General features: G+C 60.6%; 15 protein-coding genes. 12 read left to right on the plus strand and 3 right to left on the minus strand.

The features are described 5' to 3' along the window. Positions 1–89: 89 nt before the first annotated feature. Both ACGJAX_RS27920 and ACGJAX_RS27925 read right to left on the minus strand, forming a co-directional pair. Positions 90–1,241 carry a patatin-like phospholipase family protein gene (locus tag ACGJAX_RS27920; protein WP_390956882.1) on the minus strand — a complete coding sequence of 384 codons (1,152 nt, stop codon included), beginning with the start codon at positions 1,239–1,241 and terminating at the stop codon, positions 90–92. Between the two features lie 160 nt (positions 1,242–1,401). Continuing rightward, positions 1,402–2,334 (minus strand): lipid A biosynthesis lauroyl acyltransferase, encoded by a 933-nt coding sequence (locus ACGJAX_RS27925; RefSeq protein WP_390956883.1) that lies wholly within the window; start codon positions 2,332–2,334, stop codon positions 1,402–1,404. 118 nt (positions 2,335–2,452) lie between these two features. On the opposite strand from ACGJAX_RS27925, the gene minC reads away from it, so the two are divergent. The 7 genes from minC to ACGJAX_RS27960 all read left to right on the plus strand — a co-directional run bounded on the left by minC (position 2,453) and on the right by ACGJAX_RS27960 (position 9,389). Then, positions 2,453–3,190, plus strand: a complete 738-nt coding sequence (gene minC, locus ACGJAX_RS27930) for a septum site-determining protein MinC (protein ID WP_090327481.1) — start codon at positions 2,453–2,455, stop codon at positions 3,188–3,190. A 200-nt stretch (positions 3,191–3,390) separates the two neighbouring features. Beyond that, entirely contained in the window at positions 3,391–4,203 is an 813-nt protein-coding gene (minD, locus tag ACGJAX_RS27935; protein WP_090324072.1) for a septum site-determining protein MinD, read from the plus strand. A 3-nt stretch (positions 4,204–4,206) separates the two neighbouring features. Continuing rightward, complete coding sequence (minE, locus tag ACGJAX_RS27940; protein ID WP_007974947.1) at positions 4,207–4,461, plus strand: cell division topological specificity factor MinE; 255 nt, start codon at positions 4,207–4,209, stop codon at positions 4,459–4,461. A 191-nt stretch (positions 4,462–4,652) separates the two neighbouring features. Beyond that, positions 4,653–5,288, plus strand: coding sequence for an RluA family pseudouridine synthase (locus ACGJAX_RS27945; RefSeq protein ID WP_390956884.1), 636 nt, complete (start codon positions 4,653–4,655; stop codon positions 5,286–5,288). Between the two features lie 206 nt (positions 5,289–5,494). Continuing rightward, entirely contained in the window at positions 5,495–6,784 is a 1,290-nt protein-coding gene (locus tag ACGJAX_RS27950; protein ID WP_090324075.1) for a M18 family aminopeptidase, read from the plus strand. 194 nt (positions 6,785–6,978) lie between these two features. Then, positions 6,979–7,155 carry a hypothetical protein gene (locus ACGJAX_RS27955; RefSeq protein ID WP_162842378.1) on the plus strand — a complete coding sequence of 59 codons (177 nt, stop codon included), beginning with the start codon at positions 6,979–6,981 and terminating at the stop codon, positions 7,153–7,155. A 77-nt stretch (positions 7,156–7,232) separates the two neighbouring features. Next, entirely contained in the window at positions 7,233–9,389 is a 2,157-nt protein-coding gene (locus tag ACGJAX_RS27960) for a mechanosensitive ion channel domain-containing protein (protein ID WP_390956885.1), read from the plus strand. An 11-nt stretch (positions 9,390–9,400) separates the two neighbouring features. Here the strand turns inward: ACGJAX_RS27960 and ACGJAX_RS27965 are convergent, their stop codons facing one another. Continuing rightward, the gene (locus ACGJAX_RS27965) at positions 9,401–10,114 is read right to left on the minus strand and encodes a UTRA domain-containing protein (protein WP_247257522.1); all 714 of its coding nucleotides are present in this window, start codon (positions 10,112–10,114) and stop codon (positions 9,401–9,403) included. A gap of 372 nt (positions 10,115–10,486) precedes the next feature. Here ACGJAX_RS27965 and ACGJAX_RS27970 point away from each other — a divergent pair, with 372 nt between their 5' ends. The 5 genes from ACGJAX_RS27970 to ACGJAX_RS27990 all read left to right on the plus strand — a co-directional run bounded on the left by ACGJAX_RS27970 (position 10,487) and on the right by ACGJAX_RS27990 (position 15,149). Beyond that, positions 10,487–11,551: an ABC transporter substrate-binding protein gene (locus ACGJAX_RS27970; protein ID WP_390956886.1), complete on the plus strand. Its 1,065-nt coding sequence runs from the start codon at positions 10,487–10,489 to the stop codon at positions 11,549–11,551. Positions 11,552–11,727: 176 nt separating this feature from the next. Beyond that, on the plus strand, positions 11,728–12,534 hold the full coding sequence (locus tag ACGJAX_RS27975) for an alkaline phosphatase family protein (protein ID WP_390956887.1): 807 nt from the start codon (positions 11,728–11,730) through the stop codon (positions 12,532–12,534). Positions 12,535–12,539: 5 nt separating this feature from the next. Next, complete coding sequence (locus ACGJAX_RS27980) at positions 12,540–13,376, plus strand: ABC transporter permease subunit (RefSeq protein ID WP_162493946.1); 837 nt, start codon at positions 12,540–12,542, stop codon at positions 13,374–13,376. Beyond that, complete coding sequence (locus ACGJAX_RS27985; RefSeq protein ID WP_090324088.1) at positions 13,363–14,163, plus strand: ABC transporter permease; 801 nt, start codon at positions 13,363–13,365, stop codon at positions 14,161–14,163. Before ACGJAX_RS27980 ends, ACGJAX_RS27985 begins: the two co-directional genes overlap by 14 nt. Beyond that, positions 14,160–15,149 (plus strand): ABC transporter ATP-binding protein, encoded by a 990-nt coding sequence (locus ACGJAX_RS27990; RefSeq protein WP_090324090.1) that lies wholly within the window; start codon positions 14,160–14,162, stop codon positions 15,147–15,149. Before ACGJAX_RS27985 ends, ACGJAX_RS27990 begins: the two co-directional genes overlap by 4 nt. Positions 15,150–15,152: the final 3 nt, after the last annotated feature.

A 15,152-nucleotide genomic window follows, 5' to 3' on the forward strand; every position in this document is an offset into this window, starting at 1 on the left:
CGCGCGCCTGCTCGCGATGGATCAGAGAGCGCCACGGGGTGTCAGGCTCCCAGCGTCATCGTTAACGTCCATCGCGTGCAGGCGCGCTCCTACAACCCCAGAAACCGGCACAGCTCTTCCTTCTTGGCCAGCGCGTCCCGCCGTCCCAACTCGATCAATTCGCTGCAATACCCCGCCTCGAACAACAGATAACTCAGCACCCCCGCCCCGCTGGTCTTGGTCGCGCCCGGCCCGCGCAGGAACAGGCGCAGTGCCGCCGGCAGTTCCTGGCGATGGCGTGCGGCAATTTCATCGATGGGCTGACTGGGTGAAATCACCAGCACTTCCACTGGCGCCACACCCAGGGCCCGGGTTGGCGTACCCTCGGGCAACAGGTGGCTGAACTGGTTCAGACGCTGCAGCAGCTCGATGTCACCTTCCAGGCTATCAATGAACGTACTGTTGAGCAGATGCCCGCCGATCTGCGCCAGGGACGGTTGCTGACCGGTGTAGGCGCGTTGCAGTGGCTGCTCCGGGTCGAAACCCCGCGGGTTGCCGCTGACCCCCACCACCAGCACTCGACTGGCCCCCAGGTGCAGCGCCGGGCTGATCGGTGCCGATTGGCGCACCGCACCATCGCCGAAATACTCCTCGCCGATTTTCACCGGGGCGAACAGCAGCGGAATCGCCGAACTGGCGAGCAAATGTTCAACGGACAATTGGGTTGGAATGCCGATTCGTCGATGACGCAGCCAGGCGTCAATCGTGCCGCCCCCTTGATAGAAGGTGACGGCCTGACCCGACTCATATCCGAACGCGGTGACGGCTACCGCATGCAACTGCTTTTGCGCGATGGCTTCGGCGATGCCGTTCATCTGCAATTTGCTGTTGAGCAGCCTGCGCAACGGCGAACTATTGACCAGCGCCACCGGGACCCGGGCGCCCAGTCCGAGCAAGCTGTGGCTGACAAAGCGGCTGGCCTGGTGGATCACCCCCGGCCAGTCGCTGCGCAACACCAGGTGGCTGCGAAAACCCTGCCAGAACGCGGTCAGGCGCTCGATGGCCGCGCGAAAATCCGTCGCTCCACTGGCCAGACTGACGGCATTGATTGCCCCGGCGGAAGTGCCGACGATCACCGGAAACGGATTGTCCGCGCCCAACGGCAACAGCTCGGCAATCGCCGCCAGGACGCCGACCTGATAAGCCGCCCGCGCCCCGCCGCCGGAAAGAATCAACCCTGTAACCGGTTCCTTTGGACTCATGCACAACGCTCCATGGTGCTTGATGGGATGTCACTGTAGGAGCGAGCCGGCTCCGGGCGGCGCTCCGACGAAGGTCGTCAACGATAACGCCGGGCGTCTGACACCCCACAGCGCTCTCAGCTTTTTTGCGAGCAGGCTCGTTCCTACAGGGGATCGTGGTTCAACCGCGTTTGGCGTACAGCTTGGGCTCACCGGGTGGACGGCTCTTGAAGCGGCGATGGGCCCAGAGGTATTGCTCAGGGTGTTCGCGCAAAACGCCTTCGATCCACTGGTTGATACGCAGGCAGTCGGCCTCTTCGGTTTCGCCGGGAAAGCCTTCAAGCGGTGCGTGAATCACCAGGCGATAACCGCTGCCGTCCGCCAGGCGCTCTTGAGTAAACGGCACCACCCATGCCTTGCCCAGCCGTGCGAACTTGCTGGTGGCGGTGACCGTGGCCGCCTGAATGCCGAACAACGGCACGAAGATACTTTGCTTGGCGCCGTAGTCCTGATCCGGCGCATACCAGATCGCCCGGCCTGAGCGCAGCAATTTGAGCATGCCGCGCACGTCCTCGCGCTCGACCGCCAGCGAATCGAGGTTGTGCCGCTCGCGGCCACGGCGCTGAACGTAATCGAACAACGGGTTTTTGTGTTCGCGGTACATGCCGTCGATGGTGTGTTGCTGGCCGAGCAGCGCCGCGCCGATTTCCAGCGTGGTGAAATGCAGCGCCATCAGAATCACGCCCTTGCCCTCGCGCTGGGCCTGCTTCAAATGCTCCAGCCCTTCGACGTGGGCCAGTTTCGCCAGGCGCTTGCGCGACCACCACCAGCTCATGGCCATTTCGAAAAAGGCGATGCCGGTGGAGGCGAAGTTTTCCTTGAGCAGGCGCTTGCGCTCGGCAGCGTTTTTTTCGGGGAAACACAGTTCCAGATTGCGCTTGGCGATGCGCCGTCGGTCGCCGGCCACGCGATACATCAAGGCACCCAGCGCACGACCGATCCACAGCAATGCCGGATATGGCAACTGCACAATCAGCCACAACAGCCCCAGGCCGCACCACAGCGGCCAGAAGCGCGGAGAAAGAAAGGTTGTTCGAAAACGCGGGCGATCCATTAAAGGTTCCGAAATGACAATGGCCGCGCATTCTACATCGTTCGACCCGGCTTGCGGCCTGCGGGCGTTCTCGTTATAAGTCTCGGCACTTTTAGTGACAAGTCGCTGTATGCCAACCATGAGCCAAACCGAACCGCTAGACCAAGATCCCGTGTTCCAGCTGAAGGGCAGCATGCTCGCCATTACGGTGATGGAACTGGCCCGTAACGACCTCGAAAGCCTTGACCGGCAACTGGCCGCCAAGGTCGCCCAGGCGCCGAACTTCTTCAGCAACGCGCCGTTGGTACTGGCCCTGGACAAACTGCCGGCCACCGAAGGCGCGGTCGACCTGCCGGGCCTGATGCGCGTTTGCCGCCAACATGGTTTGCGCACCCTGGCGATCCGCGCCAGCCGCATCGAAGACATCGCGGCCGCGATTGCCGTCGATCTGCCGGTGTTGCCGCCCTCCGGCGCCCGCGAGCGTCCGCTGGACCTGAACGAAGGCGTGGTGGCGAAAAAACCGGAAAAACCACCGGAGCCGACCATCAAGCCGACGAAAATCATCACCTCACCGGTGCGCGGCGGTCAGCAGATCTATGCCCAGGGCAGCGACCTGGTGGTGATCTCGTCGGTCAGCCCGGGGGCGGAACTTCTCGCCGATGGCAACATCCATGTATACGGCCCGATGCGTGGCCGTGTGCTGGCCGGGGTCAAAGGCGACACGAAAGCCAGGATTTTCTGTCAGCAAATGAGCGCTGAACTGGTTTCCATCGCCGGTCATTACAAGGTTTCCGAAGACCTGCGTCGCGATCCTCTATGGGGTTCGGGCGTACAGGTGAGCCTGTCGGGCGATGTGTTGAACATCATTCGGCTTTAACGGATACTGCCGCATTTTCCAAGCATCTCTAAAACGTAGCGAAAACGGCTCAAACGAAGTAGGAAAAAGGTCGAAAGCAGTGTTTACCGGGGGTAAACGCCGCCAGGGACCGGGTTCCAGCCAAGGCTGTCCGACTGCAGTAGTTTTCAAGAGATGTTTTTCAGGGGCTAAAAGTCCTTTTTCCTTAGGGGTGAAACACCTTGGCCAAGATTCTCGTGGTTACATCCGGCAAGGGTGGTGTGGGTAAGACCACCACCAGCGCCGCTATCGGTACCGGCCTCGCTTTGCGCGGTCACAAAACAGTTATCGTCGACTTCGACGTCGGCTTGCGTAACCTCGACTTGATCATGGGTTGCGAGCGCCGCGTGGTGTATGACTTCGTCAACGTCGTCAACGGCGAAGCCAACCTGCAACAGGCCCTGATCAAAGACAAGCGCCTGGAAAACCTCTACGTGCTGGCCGCCAGCCAGACCCGCGACAAAGACGCGCTGACCGTTGAAGGCGTGGAAAAAGTCCTGATGCAACTCAAGGAAGACTTTGAGTTCGTGGTCTGCGACTCCCCGGCCGGCATCGAAAAGGGCGCCCACCTGGCCATGTACTTCGCGGACGAAGCGATTGTCGTGACCAACCCGGAAGTGTCCTCGGTTCGTGACTCCGACCGCATGCTCGGCCTGCTGGCCAGCAAGTCCCGTCGCGCCGAACAGGGCCAGGATCCGATCAAGGAACACCTGCTGATTACCCGTTACCACCCGGAGCGTGTCAGCAAAGGCGAAATGCTCGGCGTAGAAGACGTCAAGGAAATCCTCTCGGTGACCCTGCTCGGCGTGATCCCGGAATCCCAGGCGGTGCTCAAGGCATCCAACCAGGGTATTCCGGTCATTCTCGACGACCAGAGCGATGCCGGCCAGGCCTACAGCGATACCGTTGACCGCCTGTTGGGCAAGACCGTGGAACATCGTTTCCTCGATGAAAAGAAGAAGGGATTCTTCGAGCGCCTGTTTGGAGGCAACTAAGCAATGAACCTTTTTGACTTCTTTCGTGCCAACAAAAAGCAAAGCACCGCGTCGGTAGCGAAAGAGCGTCTACAGATCATCGTGGCGCACGAACGCGGCCAACGCAGCACCCCGGACTACCTGCCGGCCTTGCAGAAGGAACTGGTCGAGGTGATCCGCAAGTACGTCAATATCGGGTCCGATGACGTGCACGTCGCACTGGAAAGCCAGGGCAGCTGCTCGATTCTGGAACTCAACATCACCCTGCCCGATCGCTGAGTCGATCCGGCAGGAGCCACGGCGGCTCGATCATTCGAAACGCCTTCCCTGTGGGAGCTGGCTTGCCAGCGATAGCATCAACGCGTTGTGACAGTCAGACCGCGTTGCCTGCATCGCCAGCAAGCCAGCTCCTACAGAGAGGGGCGTATGAATGATCGAACCGCCGTTGGCGTTTGTAACGAGGCTGTTTAATGCCGTTGTCCAATATCCATATCATTCATCAGGACGCCGCCGTGCTGGTGGTGAACAAGCCGACCCTGTTGCTTTCCGTCCCCGGCCGAGCCGACGACAACAAGGACTGCCTGATCACCCGCCTGCAAGAAAATGGCTACCCGGAAGCGCGAATCGTCCACCGACTGGATTGGGAAACGTCCGGCATCATTCTGTTGGCCCGCGACCCGGACACGCATCGCGAATTGTCTCGGCAGTTTCACGACCGCGAGACCGAAAAAGCCTACACCGCACTGTGCTGGGGTCAGCCGGAACTCGACAGCGGCAGCATTGACTTGCCGCTGCGCTACGACCCGCCGACCAAGCCACGCCATGTGGTCGACCATGAATTCGGCAAACATGCCCTGACGTTCTGGCGCGTGCTGGAACGTTGCGATGACTGGTGCCGCGTCGAACTGACGCCGATCACTGGTCGCTCGCATCAACTGCGCGTGCACATGCTGTCCATCGGACATCCGCTGCTGGGCGACGGGCTCTACGCCCACGAACAGGCACTCGCCGCCTGGCCGCGACTGTGCCTGCATGCCAGCATGCTCAGTTTCACCCATCCCCAAACGGGCGAACGCCTGCGCTTCGAGTGCCCGGCACCGTTCTAAATCACGGGCGCAAAACCTGTGGGCAAGCTTGCTCGCGATGAGGCCGGCACATCCAGCGGGATGCTGGCTGACACTCCATCATCGCGAGCAAGCTCCCACAGGGTTCTCCTCCAGATTCAATATCTGCGCCCGCCTCAACCATCAGTGCGACGCCATTTACCAGGCCAATACGTTAAACTGGCGCCATTGCTGTCTGGAGTTAACACATGCGCGAAGAGTTGAACCAAGGCCTGATCGACTTCCTCAAGGCCTCCCCCACCCCGTTTCATGCCACTGCCAGCCTGGTTCAGCGTCTGGAAGCGGCGGGCTATCAGCGCCTCGACGAGCGCGAGCCATGGAACACCGAGGCCAATGGCCGCTACTACGTCACCCGTAACGACTCCTCGATCGTCGCGGTCAAAATGGGCCGTCATTCGCCGCTGCATGGCGGTATTCGCCTGGTTGGCGCCCACACCGACAGCCCGTGCCTGCGGGTCAAGCCGCAGCCGGAACTGCAGCGCCAGGGTTTCTGGCAGCTGGGTGTCGAAGTCTATGGCGGCGCACTGCTGGCCCCCTGGTTCGACCGCGACCTGTCCCTGGCTGGCCGCGTGACGTTCCGCCGCGACGGCAAGGTCGAAAGCCAGTTGATCGACTTCAAGGCACCGATTGCGATCATCCCGAACCTGGCCATTCATCTCAATCGCGAAGCCAACATGGGCTGGGCGATCAACGCCCAGACCGAGCTGCCACCTGTGCTCGCGCAATTTGCCGGCGACGAACGCGTGGATTTCCGCGCCGTGCTCACCGACCAACTCGCCCGCGAACACGGGCTGAACGCCGACGTCGTGCTCGATTACGAGTTGAGCTTCTACGACACCCAAAGCGCTGCCGTGATCGGCCTGCACGGCGACTTCATCGCCGGCGCGCGCCTGGACAACCTGCTGTCGTGCTACGCCGGCCTGCAAGCACTGCTGAATGCCGACACCGAAGAAACCTGCGTATTGGTCTGCAACGATCACGAAGAAGTCGGTTCCTGTTCGGCCTGCGGCGCCGATGGCCCGATGCTGGAGCAGACGCTGCGCCGCCTGTTGCCCGAAGGTGATGAATTCGTACGGACCATTCAGAAATCCCTGCTGGTGTCGGCCGACAACGCCCACGGCGTACACCCCAACTACGCCGACAAACACGACGCCAACCACGGCCCGAAACTCAATGCCGGCCCGGTGATCAAGGTCAACAGCAACCAGCGTTACGCCACCAACAGCGAAACCGCCGGGTTCTTCCGTCACCTGTGCATGGCTGAAGAAGTACCGGTGCAAAGCTTTGTGGTGCGCAGCGACATGGGTTGCGGCTCAACCATCGGTCCGATCACCGCCAGTCATCTGGGCGTACGCACCGTGGATATTGGCCTGCCGACCTTCGCCATGCACTCGATCCGTGAGCTGTGCGGCAGCCATGACCTGGCGCACCTGGTCAAGGTGCTGAGCGCGTTCTACGCCAGTCGTGAGCTGCCGTAACCCTTGAAAAACATCGCGGACAAGCCCGCCCCCACAGGAATTCGCATTAACCTGAGGGAGCGGGCTTGCCCGCGATGACATCAGCCAATTCAACGCAAAGTTCATGATTGCAGTGATGCATTTCTGATACACATCACTGCACCCCATCAAAAGCCGCCTAAACTTTAACCATCCCTTTCGACAAGGCAGTCGCCATGATCTCGCTCTCCTCGTTCCACGCCATGCTGGTCCCGATTCTGGTCGGAATGATCCTGCTGGCCATCGGTTTCAATTTTCGCGACAAGAATCTCGGCGTGTTCGCCATGTGGATCGGCATGCTCACCATCCTCGCCACCGTGGTGTTCAAGATCCTCGCCAAACTCAACGAATAAATCCTCCCCCCGACTCGCATTGAATTTCACGGGCTCGTACACTCGATCGACCCGCTCATCCCGAGGTTGACCGCCTAGTGTTCGCTCGCCTGTTCGCCCTACCGTGCCTGTTCCTTGTCTGCCTCATGACGCTGCTGCCGATGGCGCCTGCCCAGGCGGTCGGTTTGCCGGGCCTGCTCAACAGCTCGGGGAAGACCCAGCCCGAGGCGCAAGTGCCCTTGGGGCAATCCCTGGACGAAGTGATCAAGTCACTGGAAAACGATCAACAGCGCACCCAGTTGCTGGCAGACCTGAAGAAGCTGCGCGATGCCACGAAAAAGGCACAACCGACCGCCGAAGAGGGCGTGCTGGGTCTGATTGGCGGGACCCTGGCCAGTTTCGAAAAACAGTTTTCCGGCGTCGACAGCCCGATCACTCGCTGGTCCGACGAGTTTGACCTGGCCAAGGACGAACTGGCGGCACTGGTGCTGCCGGCCAGTGAGTGGCTGCCAATGGTCTTCGCCTTTGCCATGATCCTGATGGTCTGGAGCCTGTTGGCGGCGGCGCTGATCTGGGTCAGCCATCGGGTGCGCATGCGCTTCGGCCTGACCGAAGAACTGCCGCAACACCCCAGGGCCCTGGACATGTTGCGTTTCGCCCTGCGCAAACTGGGGCCGTGGCTGATCGCCCTGGTCATCACGGTGTACATGAGCTACGCGCTGCCTTCGTCCCTGGGCAAAAGCCTGGCCATGGTGCTGGCGTATGCGCTGGTGGTCGGCACCTGTTTTTCGGCGATCTGTGTGATCGCTTTTTCCTTGCTCGACGGTCCCCACCGCCACCGCGCCTTGTACATCCTCCGGCATCAGGCCTTTCGGCCGTTATGGCTGATTGGCAGCTTCGCCGCGTTTGGCGAGGCGTTGAACGACCCACGCCTGATCGACGGCCTTGGCGTAAACCTGGCGCATACCGCCGCGACCGTGGCCAACGTATTGGCGGCGCTGTCCACCGGGTTGTTCATCCTGCGTTTCCGCCGGCCGATTGCCCACTTGATCCGCAATCAGCCACTGTCCCGGCGCCTGACCCGCCGAGCCCTCAGCGATACCATCGATATCCTTGGCACCTTCTGGTACGTGCCGGCGCTGGTGCTGGTGGGGATTTCCCTGTTCGCCACCTTCGTCTCGGCCGGCGATACCAGCACCGCGCTGCGACAGTCGCTGATCTGTACCGTGCTGCTGGTGTTGTGCATGGTCATCAACGGGCTGGTGCGCCGCCATGCCCTCAAGCCGCAACGCGGGGGCAAGCGTCACGCACTGTACTCGGAACGCCTGAAAAGCTTCTGCTATACCCTCGCCCACCTGCTGGTGTGGCTGGCGTTCATCGAACTGGGTCTGCGGGTCTGGGGCATGTCGCTGATCCGCTTCACCGAAGGCGACGGGCATGAGGTCAGCGTCAAACTGTTCAGCCTCGGCGGCACCCTGATCTTTGCCTGGCTGATCTGGATTCTCAGCGATACCGCCGTGCATCACGCCCTCACCCGCTCGCGCAAAGGCCTGGCCAATGCCCGTGCACAGACGATGATGCCGCTGATCCGCAACGTGTTGTTCGTGGCGATTTTCATCATTGCGCTGATCGTCGCCCTGGCGAACATGGGCATGAACGTCACGCCGCTGCTGGCCGGTGCCGGTGTGATCGGCCTGGCGATCGGTTTCGGCGCCCAGTCGCTGGTGGCCGACCTGATCACCGGGCTGTTCATCATCATCGAAGACTCCCTGGCCATCGATGACTACGTTGACGTCGGCGGTCACCTGGGTACCGTCGAAGGCCTGACCATTCGAACCGTGCGCCTGCGGGATATCGATGGCATCGTCCACACCATTCCGTTCAGCGAAATCAAAAGCATCAAGAACTATTCCCGGGAATTCGGCTACGCGATCTTCCGGGTCGCGGTGCCTGCCAGCATGGACATCGACAACGCGATCAAACTGATGCGCGACGTCGGGCAGAAAATGCGCACCGATCCGCTGCAACGGCGCAACATCTGGTCGCCACTGGAAATTCAGGGCGTGGAGAGTTTCGAGTCCGGCAACGCGATTCTGCGCGCCCGGTTCAAGACCGCGCCGATCAAGCAGTGGGAGGTTTCGCGCGCCTTCAACCTGTCACTCAAACGCCATCTGGATGAAGCGGGCATGGACCTGGCGACACCGCGAATGAGCGTGCAAGTCATCACGGCTGGCGGCGGCCCACAGAAGGAATAGCCCCCAACGTCTCAGACCACATCCACACCGACATGAATCGCATCATGTCGCCAGAACTCCAGATCGCAGTCGATCAGGCGTTCATGCTGATCGTAATTGACCCGGGCGATACGCAGGCCCGGGCTGCCCACCGAAACGCGCAAAGCCGCCGCCGCATCGGCCGACAACGCAGTGGGCACAATCTCGAAGCGCACCCGGCCGTAGTGCAAATCGTAGTGTCGCGCGTACAACTCAGTGATCGACTGATTCAAATCGAACGCCAGAATCCCCGGAAAATACTGCGGGTTGAGGTAGTGCTCCACGTACAGCACCAACCGCCCATCGATACGCCGCGAGCGACAAATCTGAATCACGCTCGACAATGCCGGCAGTTGCAACCAGGCACAGACCGCCGCTGACGCCGGTTGCAATCGCGCCGAAATCACCTCGGTAGACGGCACCCGCCCCTGGGCGCTGACCATCGCGTGAAAGTGGCTGCGCTGCATCAGGTTATAGGCCAGGCGCGGTGGCGAGACGAACCAGCCACGTCGCTCTTCACGATAAATCTGCCCCTGGGCTTCCAGCTGCAACAAGGCCTCACGCACGGTGATCCGCGTGGTGCCGAACAACTCGCTGAGCTTGCGCTCGGCCGGCAACTTGCTGCCGGGAGCCAACAGCCCATGGTCGAGCTGCTCCTGAAGCACCTGGCCAATGGCTGTCACCGCTTTTACTGCCTCATCGCGCATCAATGTTACCTATCTGGACTAGACCAGCACTGTTTCGGGGCGGAACCGCACGACAAATCGGCTCGATCAACGTTCTGCAAGCGTAGGCAGTGCAGATGACTGAGAGATGACAACCTACCGAACGGTCATTCCGAACGTTATCCAAGGGTCAATTGAAAACCTGCAATTCACCGGCCAAGTGCCCTGTCTAGCGAGCCTTTGCCCATGGTCTACGCTTACCGGGCACCCTCCAATATCGGCCACATAAAAGTCTTGTCGGGCGACGAACGACATCAAAGTGTCATCGAGTCCCCTTAAATTGGCTCAGGTATTGCTGACCTAGACCAACACAACCGCAATCGCAGCGTTGAAAACGCCCATAGGAGCTTCGGAATGAAACAGCTTTTCCTGGCATCACTGTTAGGCTCGACCATTGCCATGTGCACCGCCGCCATGGCGGCTGATGATTTGAAAACCCTGGAAGCCGCTGCGAAAGCGGAAGGCGCAGTCAACAGCGTCGGCATGCCCGATGACTGGGCCAACTGGAAAGGCACCTGGGACGACCTGGCCAAGACTTACGGCCTCAAGCACATCGACACCGACATGAGCTCGGCGCAGGAAATCGCCAAGTTCGCCGCCGAAAAAGACAATGCCAGCGCCGACATCGGCGACGTCGGTGCCGCCTTCGGCCCGATCGCGGTCAAGCAAGGCGTGGTGCAACCGTACAAACCTTCGACCTGGGACCAAGTGCCTGGCTGGGCCAAGGACAAGGACGGCAACTGGGCACTGGCCTACACCGGTTCCATCGCCTTTATCGTCAACAAGAAGTTGCTGCACGGTTCCGATGTACCGACCAAGTGGTCCGACCTCAAGGACGGCAAATACAAGGTTTCCATCGGTGACGTGAGCACCGCCGCCCAGGCCGCCAACGGCGTACTGGCCGCCGCACTGGCCAATGGTGGTGACGAGAAAAACCTGCAACCTGCCTTGCTGATGTTTGCCGATATCGCCAAACAGGGCCGCCTGTCGATGGCTAACCCGACCATCGCCACCATGGAAAAAGGCGAGATCGAAGTCGGCGTGGTCTGGGATTTCAACGGCCTGAGCTACAAAGCCAAGATGGCCAATCCGGATGACTACGTGGTGCTGATCCCGTCCGATGGCTCGGTGATTTCCGGCTACACCACCATCATCAACAAATACGCCAAGAACCCGAACGCCGCCAAGCTGACCCGCGAGTACATCTTCAGCGATGCCGGCCAAACCAACCTGGCGCGCGGCAACGCCCGTCCGATCCGCGCCGAACACGTGAAACTGCCGGATGACGTGAAGGCCAAGCTGCTGCCTAACGAGCAGTACAAAAACGTCACGCCGATCAAGGACGCGGATGCGTGGGAGAAGACTTCCAAGGCGCTGCCGCAGAAGTGGAACGAAGAAGTCATTGTCGAAATGAAGTGATGCTGTAGCCCGCCAGTTGACGGGCCAATGGAAATCCCTGTGGGAGCGAGCCTGCTCGCGATAGCGCACTTGCATTCAACACACTTGTTGACTGGCAGGGCGCCTTCGCGATCAGGCTCGCTCCCACAGTGGATCGAGTGAGTTCCGAATTCCCGTTTCACGGAGTCATTGCCCCTATGAAGCACAACGTCATCCTTGTCGTGCTCGACGGCCTCAGCTACGAGGTTGCCCGGCACGCCATGGGGCACCTGCAGGCTTATGTCGGCGCAGGACGCGCAGCGCTCTACAAACTGGAGTGCGAGTTGCCGGCCCTGTCCCGACCGCTCTACGAATGCATCCTGACCGGTGTCACGCCGATCGACAGCGGTATCGTGCACAACAACGTCTCGCGCCTGTCCAGCCAGCGCAGCATCTACCACTACGCCAGGGATGCCGGCCTGAAGACCGCCGCGGCGGCCTATCACTGGGTCAGCGAGCTGTACAACCGTTCACCGTTCGTGCCTGCCCGGGATCGCCATACCGACGACCCCGACCTGCCGATTCAGTACGGCCACTTTTACTGGAGCGATCACTACCCCGACTCGCACCTGTTCGCCGACGCGGAAAACCTGCGCCTGCGCCATGCGCCGAATTTTCTGTTGATCCACCCCATGAACATTGACGACGCCGGACACAAGCACGGTCTCGACACCCCGCAGTACCGCAACAGCGCCCGTTCGGCCGACATCATCATCGCCGACTACCTGCAAGGCTGGCTCGACGCCGGTTACCAGGTACTGGTGACGGCGGATCACGGCATGAACAACGACCGTTCCCATAACGGCCTGTTGCCAGAAGAACGCGAAGTACCGCTGTTCGTGCTCGGCGATGCCTTCAGTTTCAATGCCGACGCGGCACCGAAACAGACGGACATTTGCGGCACGGTCTGCGAGCTGCTGGGCGTGCCCCATGACAAACCCGTGTGCCGGGAGCTGCTCAAGTGAATGCCATGACTCGCGGCAAATGGCTGGCAGCCTTGTGCCTGGTGCCCTTCGCACTGTTCTTTATCGTGTTCGAAATCGCCCCGCTGGCATGGGTGATGATCAACAGCCTGGAGTCGGAAGAGTTCGGCTGGGGCCTGGCCAACTTCAGCAAAATCTTCAACTCGAAGTTCTACCTGCAGGCGATCCAGTACAGCCTCGAGATCAGTTTCTGGTCCAGCGTATTCGGGATCATCATCGCCGTGCTCGGCGCGTATTCGCTGCGGCGGGTCGACTCGAAACTGCGCAACTTCGTCAACGCGTTCGCCAACATGACCAGCAACTTTGCCGGCGTGCCCCTGGCCTTTGCGTTCATCATCCTGCTGGGCTTCAACGGCAGCTTCACCATCATGCTCAAGCAGGCGGGGATCATTCAGGATTTCAACCTGTACTCGAAAACCGGGCTGATCATTCTCTACACCTACTTCCAGATTCCCCTCGGCGTACTGCTGCTCTACCCCGCTTTCGACGCCCTGCGCGAAGACTGGCGCGAGTCCGCGGAACTGCTCGGGGCGAACGGCTGGCAGTTCTGGCGCCACATCGGTTTGCCGGTACTGACCCCGGCACTGCTCGGCACCTTCGTGATTCTGCTGGCCAACGCCCTCGGCGCCTACGCCACGGTGTACGCCCTGACCACCGGCAACTTCAACGTGCTGCCGATCCGTATCGCGGCGATGGTCTCGGGGGACATCTCCCTCGATCCGAACCTGGCCAGTGCCCTGGCCGTGGTGCTGGTGGCCTTGATGACCCTGGTGACCATCGTGCATCAGCTGCTGTTGAAGAGGAGCTACCATGTCTCGCGCTGAATTGGGCCCCGTGGGCATTTACCATCGGGTGGTGGTGTACCTGCTGTTTGCGATCCTGTTGTTACCGTTGCTCGGTACGTTTATCTATTCGATTTCCAGCAGTTGGTCGGCCACGATTCTGCCCAGCGGTTTCAGTATCAAATGGTATGCGCAGCTGTGGAGCGATCCACGGTTTCTCAGTGCCTTCGGCCAATCGCTGCTGGTCTGCATCGGCGCGCTGATTCTCTCGGTGGTGCTGATTCTGCCGCTGCTGTTCGTGGTGCATTACCACTTCCCGAAACTCGACGCGCTGATGAACATCCTGATCCTGCTGCCGTTCGCCGTACCGCCCGTGGTGTCCTCGGTGGGTTTGTTGCAGCTCTACGGTTCCGGACCGTTTGCGATGGTCGGCACGCCCTGGATTCTGATCGGTTGCTACTTCACCGTCGCGTTACCGTTCATGTATCGGGCGATCACCAACAACCTGCAAGCGATCAACCTGCGCGACCTGATGGACGCCGCGCAACTGCTCGGCGCCAGCACCTTTCAAGCGGCGTTCCTGGTGGTGCTGCCGAACCTGCGCAAGGGCTTGATGGTGGCGTTGCTGCTGTCGTTCTCGTTCCTGTTCGGTGAGTTCGTGTTCGCCAACATCCTCGTCGGCACCCGTTACGAAACCCTGCAGGTCTACCTCAACAACATGCGAAACAGCAGCGGCCACTTCACCAGTGCGCTGGTGATCTCCTACTTCTTCTTTGTGCTGGTTCTGACCTGGGCGGCCAATATCTTGAACAAGGACAAAAGCGAATGAGCTATGTCAGCGTCCAACATCTTCAAAAGAATTACGCGGGCACCACGGTGTTCAGCGACATCAACTGCGAAATCCAGAAAGGCGAGTTCGTCACCCTGCTCGGCCCGTCCGGTTGCGGCAAGTCGACGCTGCTGCGCTGCATCGCCGGCCTGACCTCGGTAGATGGTGGCAAGATCCTGCTCGATGGTGTTGATATCGTCCCTTTGAGCCCGCAAAAACGCGGAATCGGCATGGTGTTCCAGAGCTACGCCTTGTTCCCCAACATGACCGTGGAGCAGAACGTCGCCTTCGGTCTGCGCATGCAAAAGGTCAACGCCGACGACAGCCACAAGCGCGTTGCCGAAGTGCTGAAACTGGTCGAGTTGAACGACTTTGCCTCGCGCTACCCGCATCAACTGTCTGGCGGCCAATGCCAGCGCGTGGCCCTCGCCCGCTCGCTCGTCACGCGACCACGCCTGTTGCTGCTGGATGAACCGCTATCGGCGCTTGACGCGCGAATTCGTAAACACTTGCGCGAACAGATCCGTCAGATCCAGCGCGAACTGGGCCTGACCACGATCTTCGTCACCCACGATCAGGAAGAAGCGCTGACCATGTCTGACCGCATTTTCCTGATGAATCAGGGAAAAATCGTACAAAGCGGTGACGCCGAGACCCTGTACACGGCGCCAGTGGATGTGTTCGCCGCCGGTTTCATCGGCAACTACAATCTGCTGGACGCCGACGCCGCCTCGAAGCTGCTGCAGCGGCCGATCAGCCATCGCATCGCCATTCGCCCGGAGGCCATCGAGCTGAGTCTCGACGGCGAGCTGGACGCGCAGGTGCGCAGCCACAGTCTGTTGGGCAACGTGATCCGTTACCGCATCGAAGCACGCGGCGTGGAGTTGGTGGTGGATGTGCTCAACCGCTCGACGTCCGATCTGCACCCCGATGGTCAGCGCCTCGCGCTTTCCATCGATCCGACGGCGCTGTGTGAGGTAGCCTGATGC

Source organism: Pseudomonas moorei, from assembly GCF_042846945.1.
Classification (GTDB): domain Bacteria; phylum Pseudomonadota; class Gammaproteobacteria; order Pseudomonadales; family Pseudomonadaceae; genus Aquipseudomonas; species Aquipseudomonas moorei.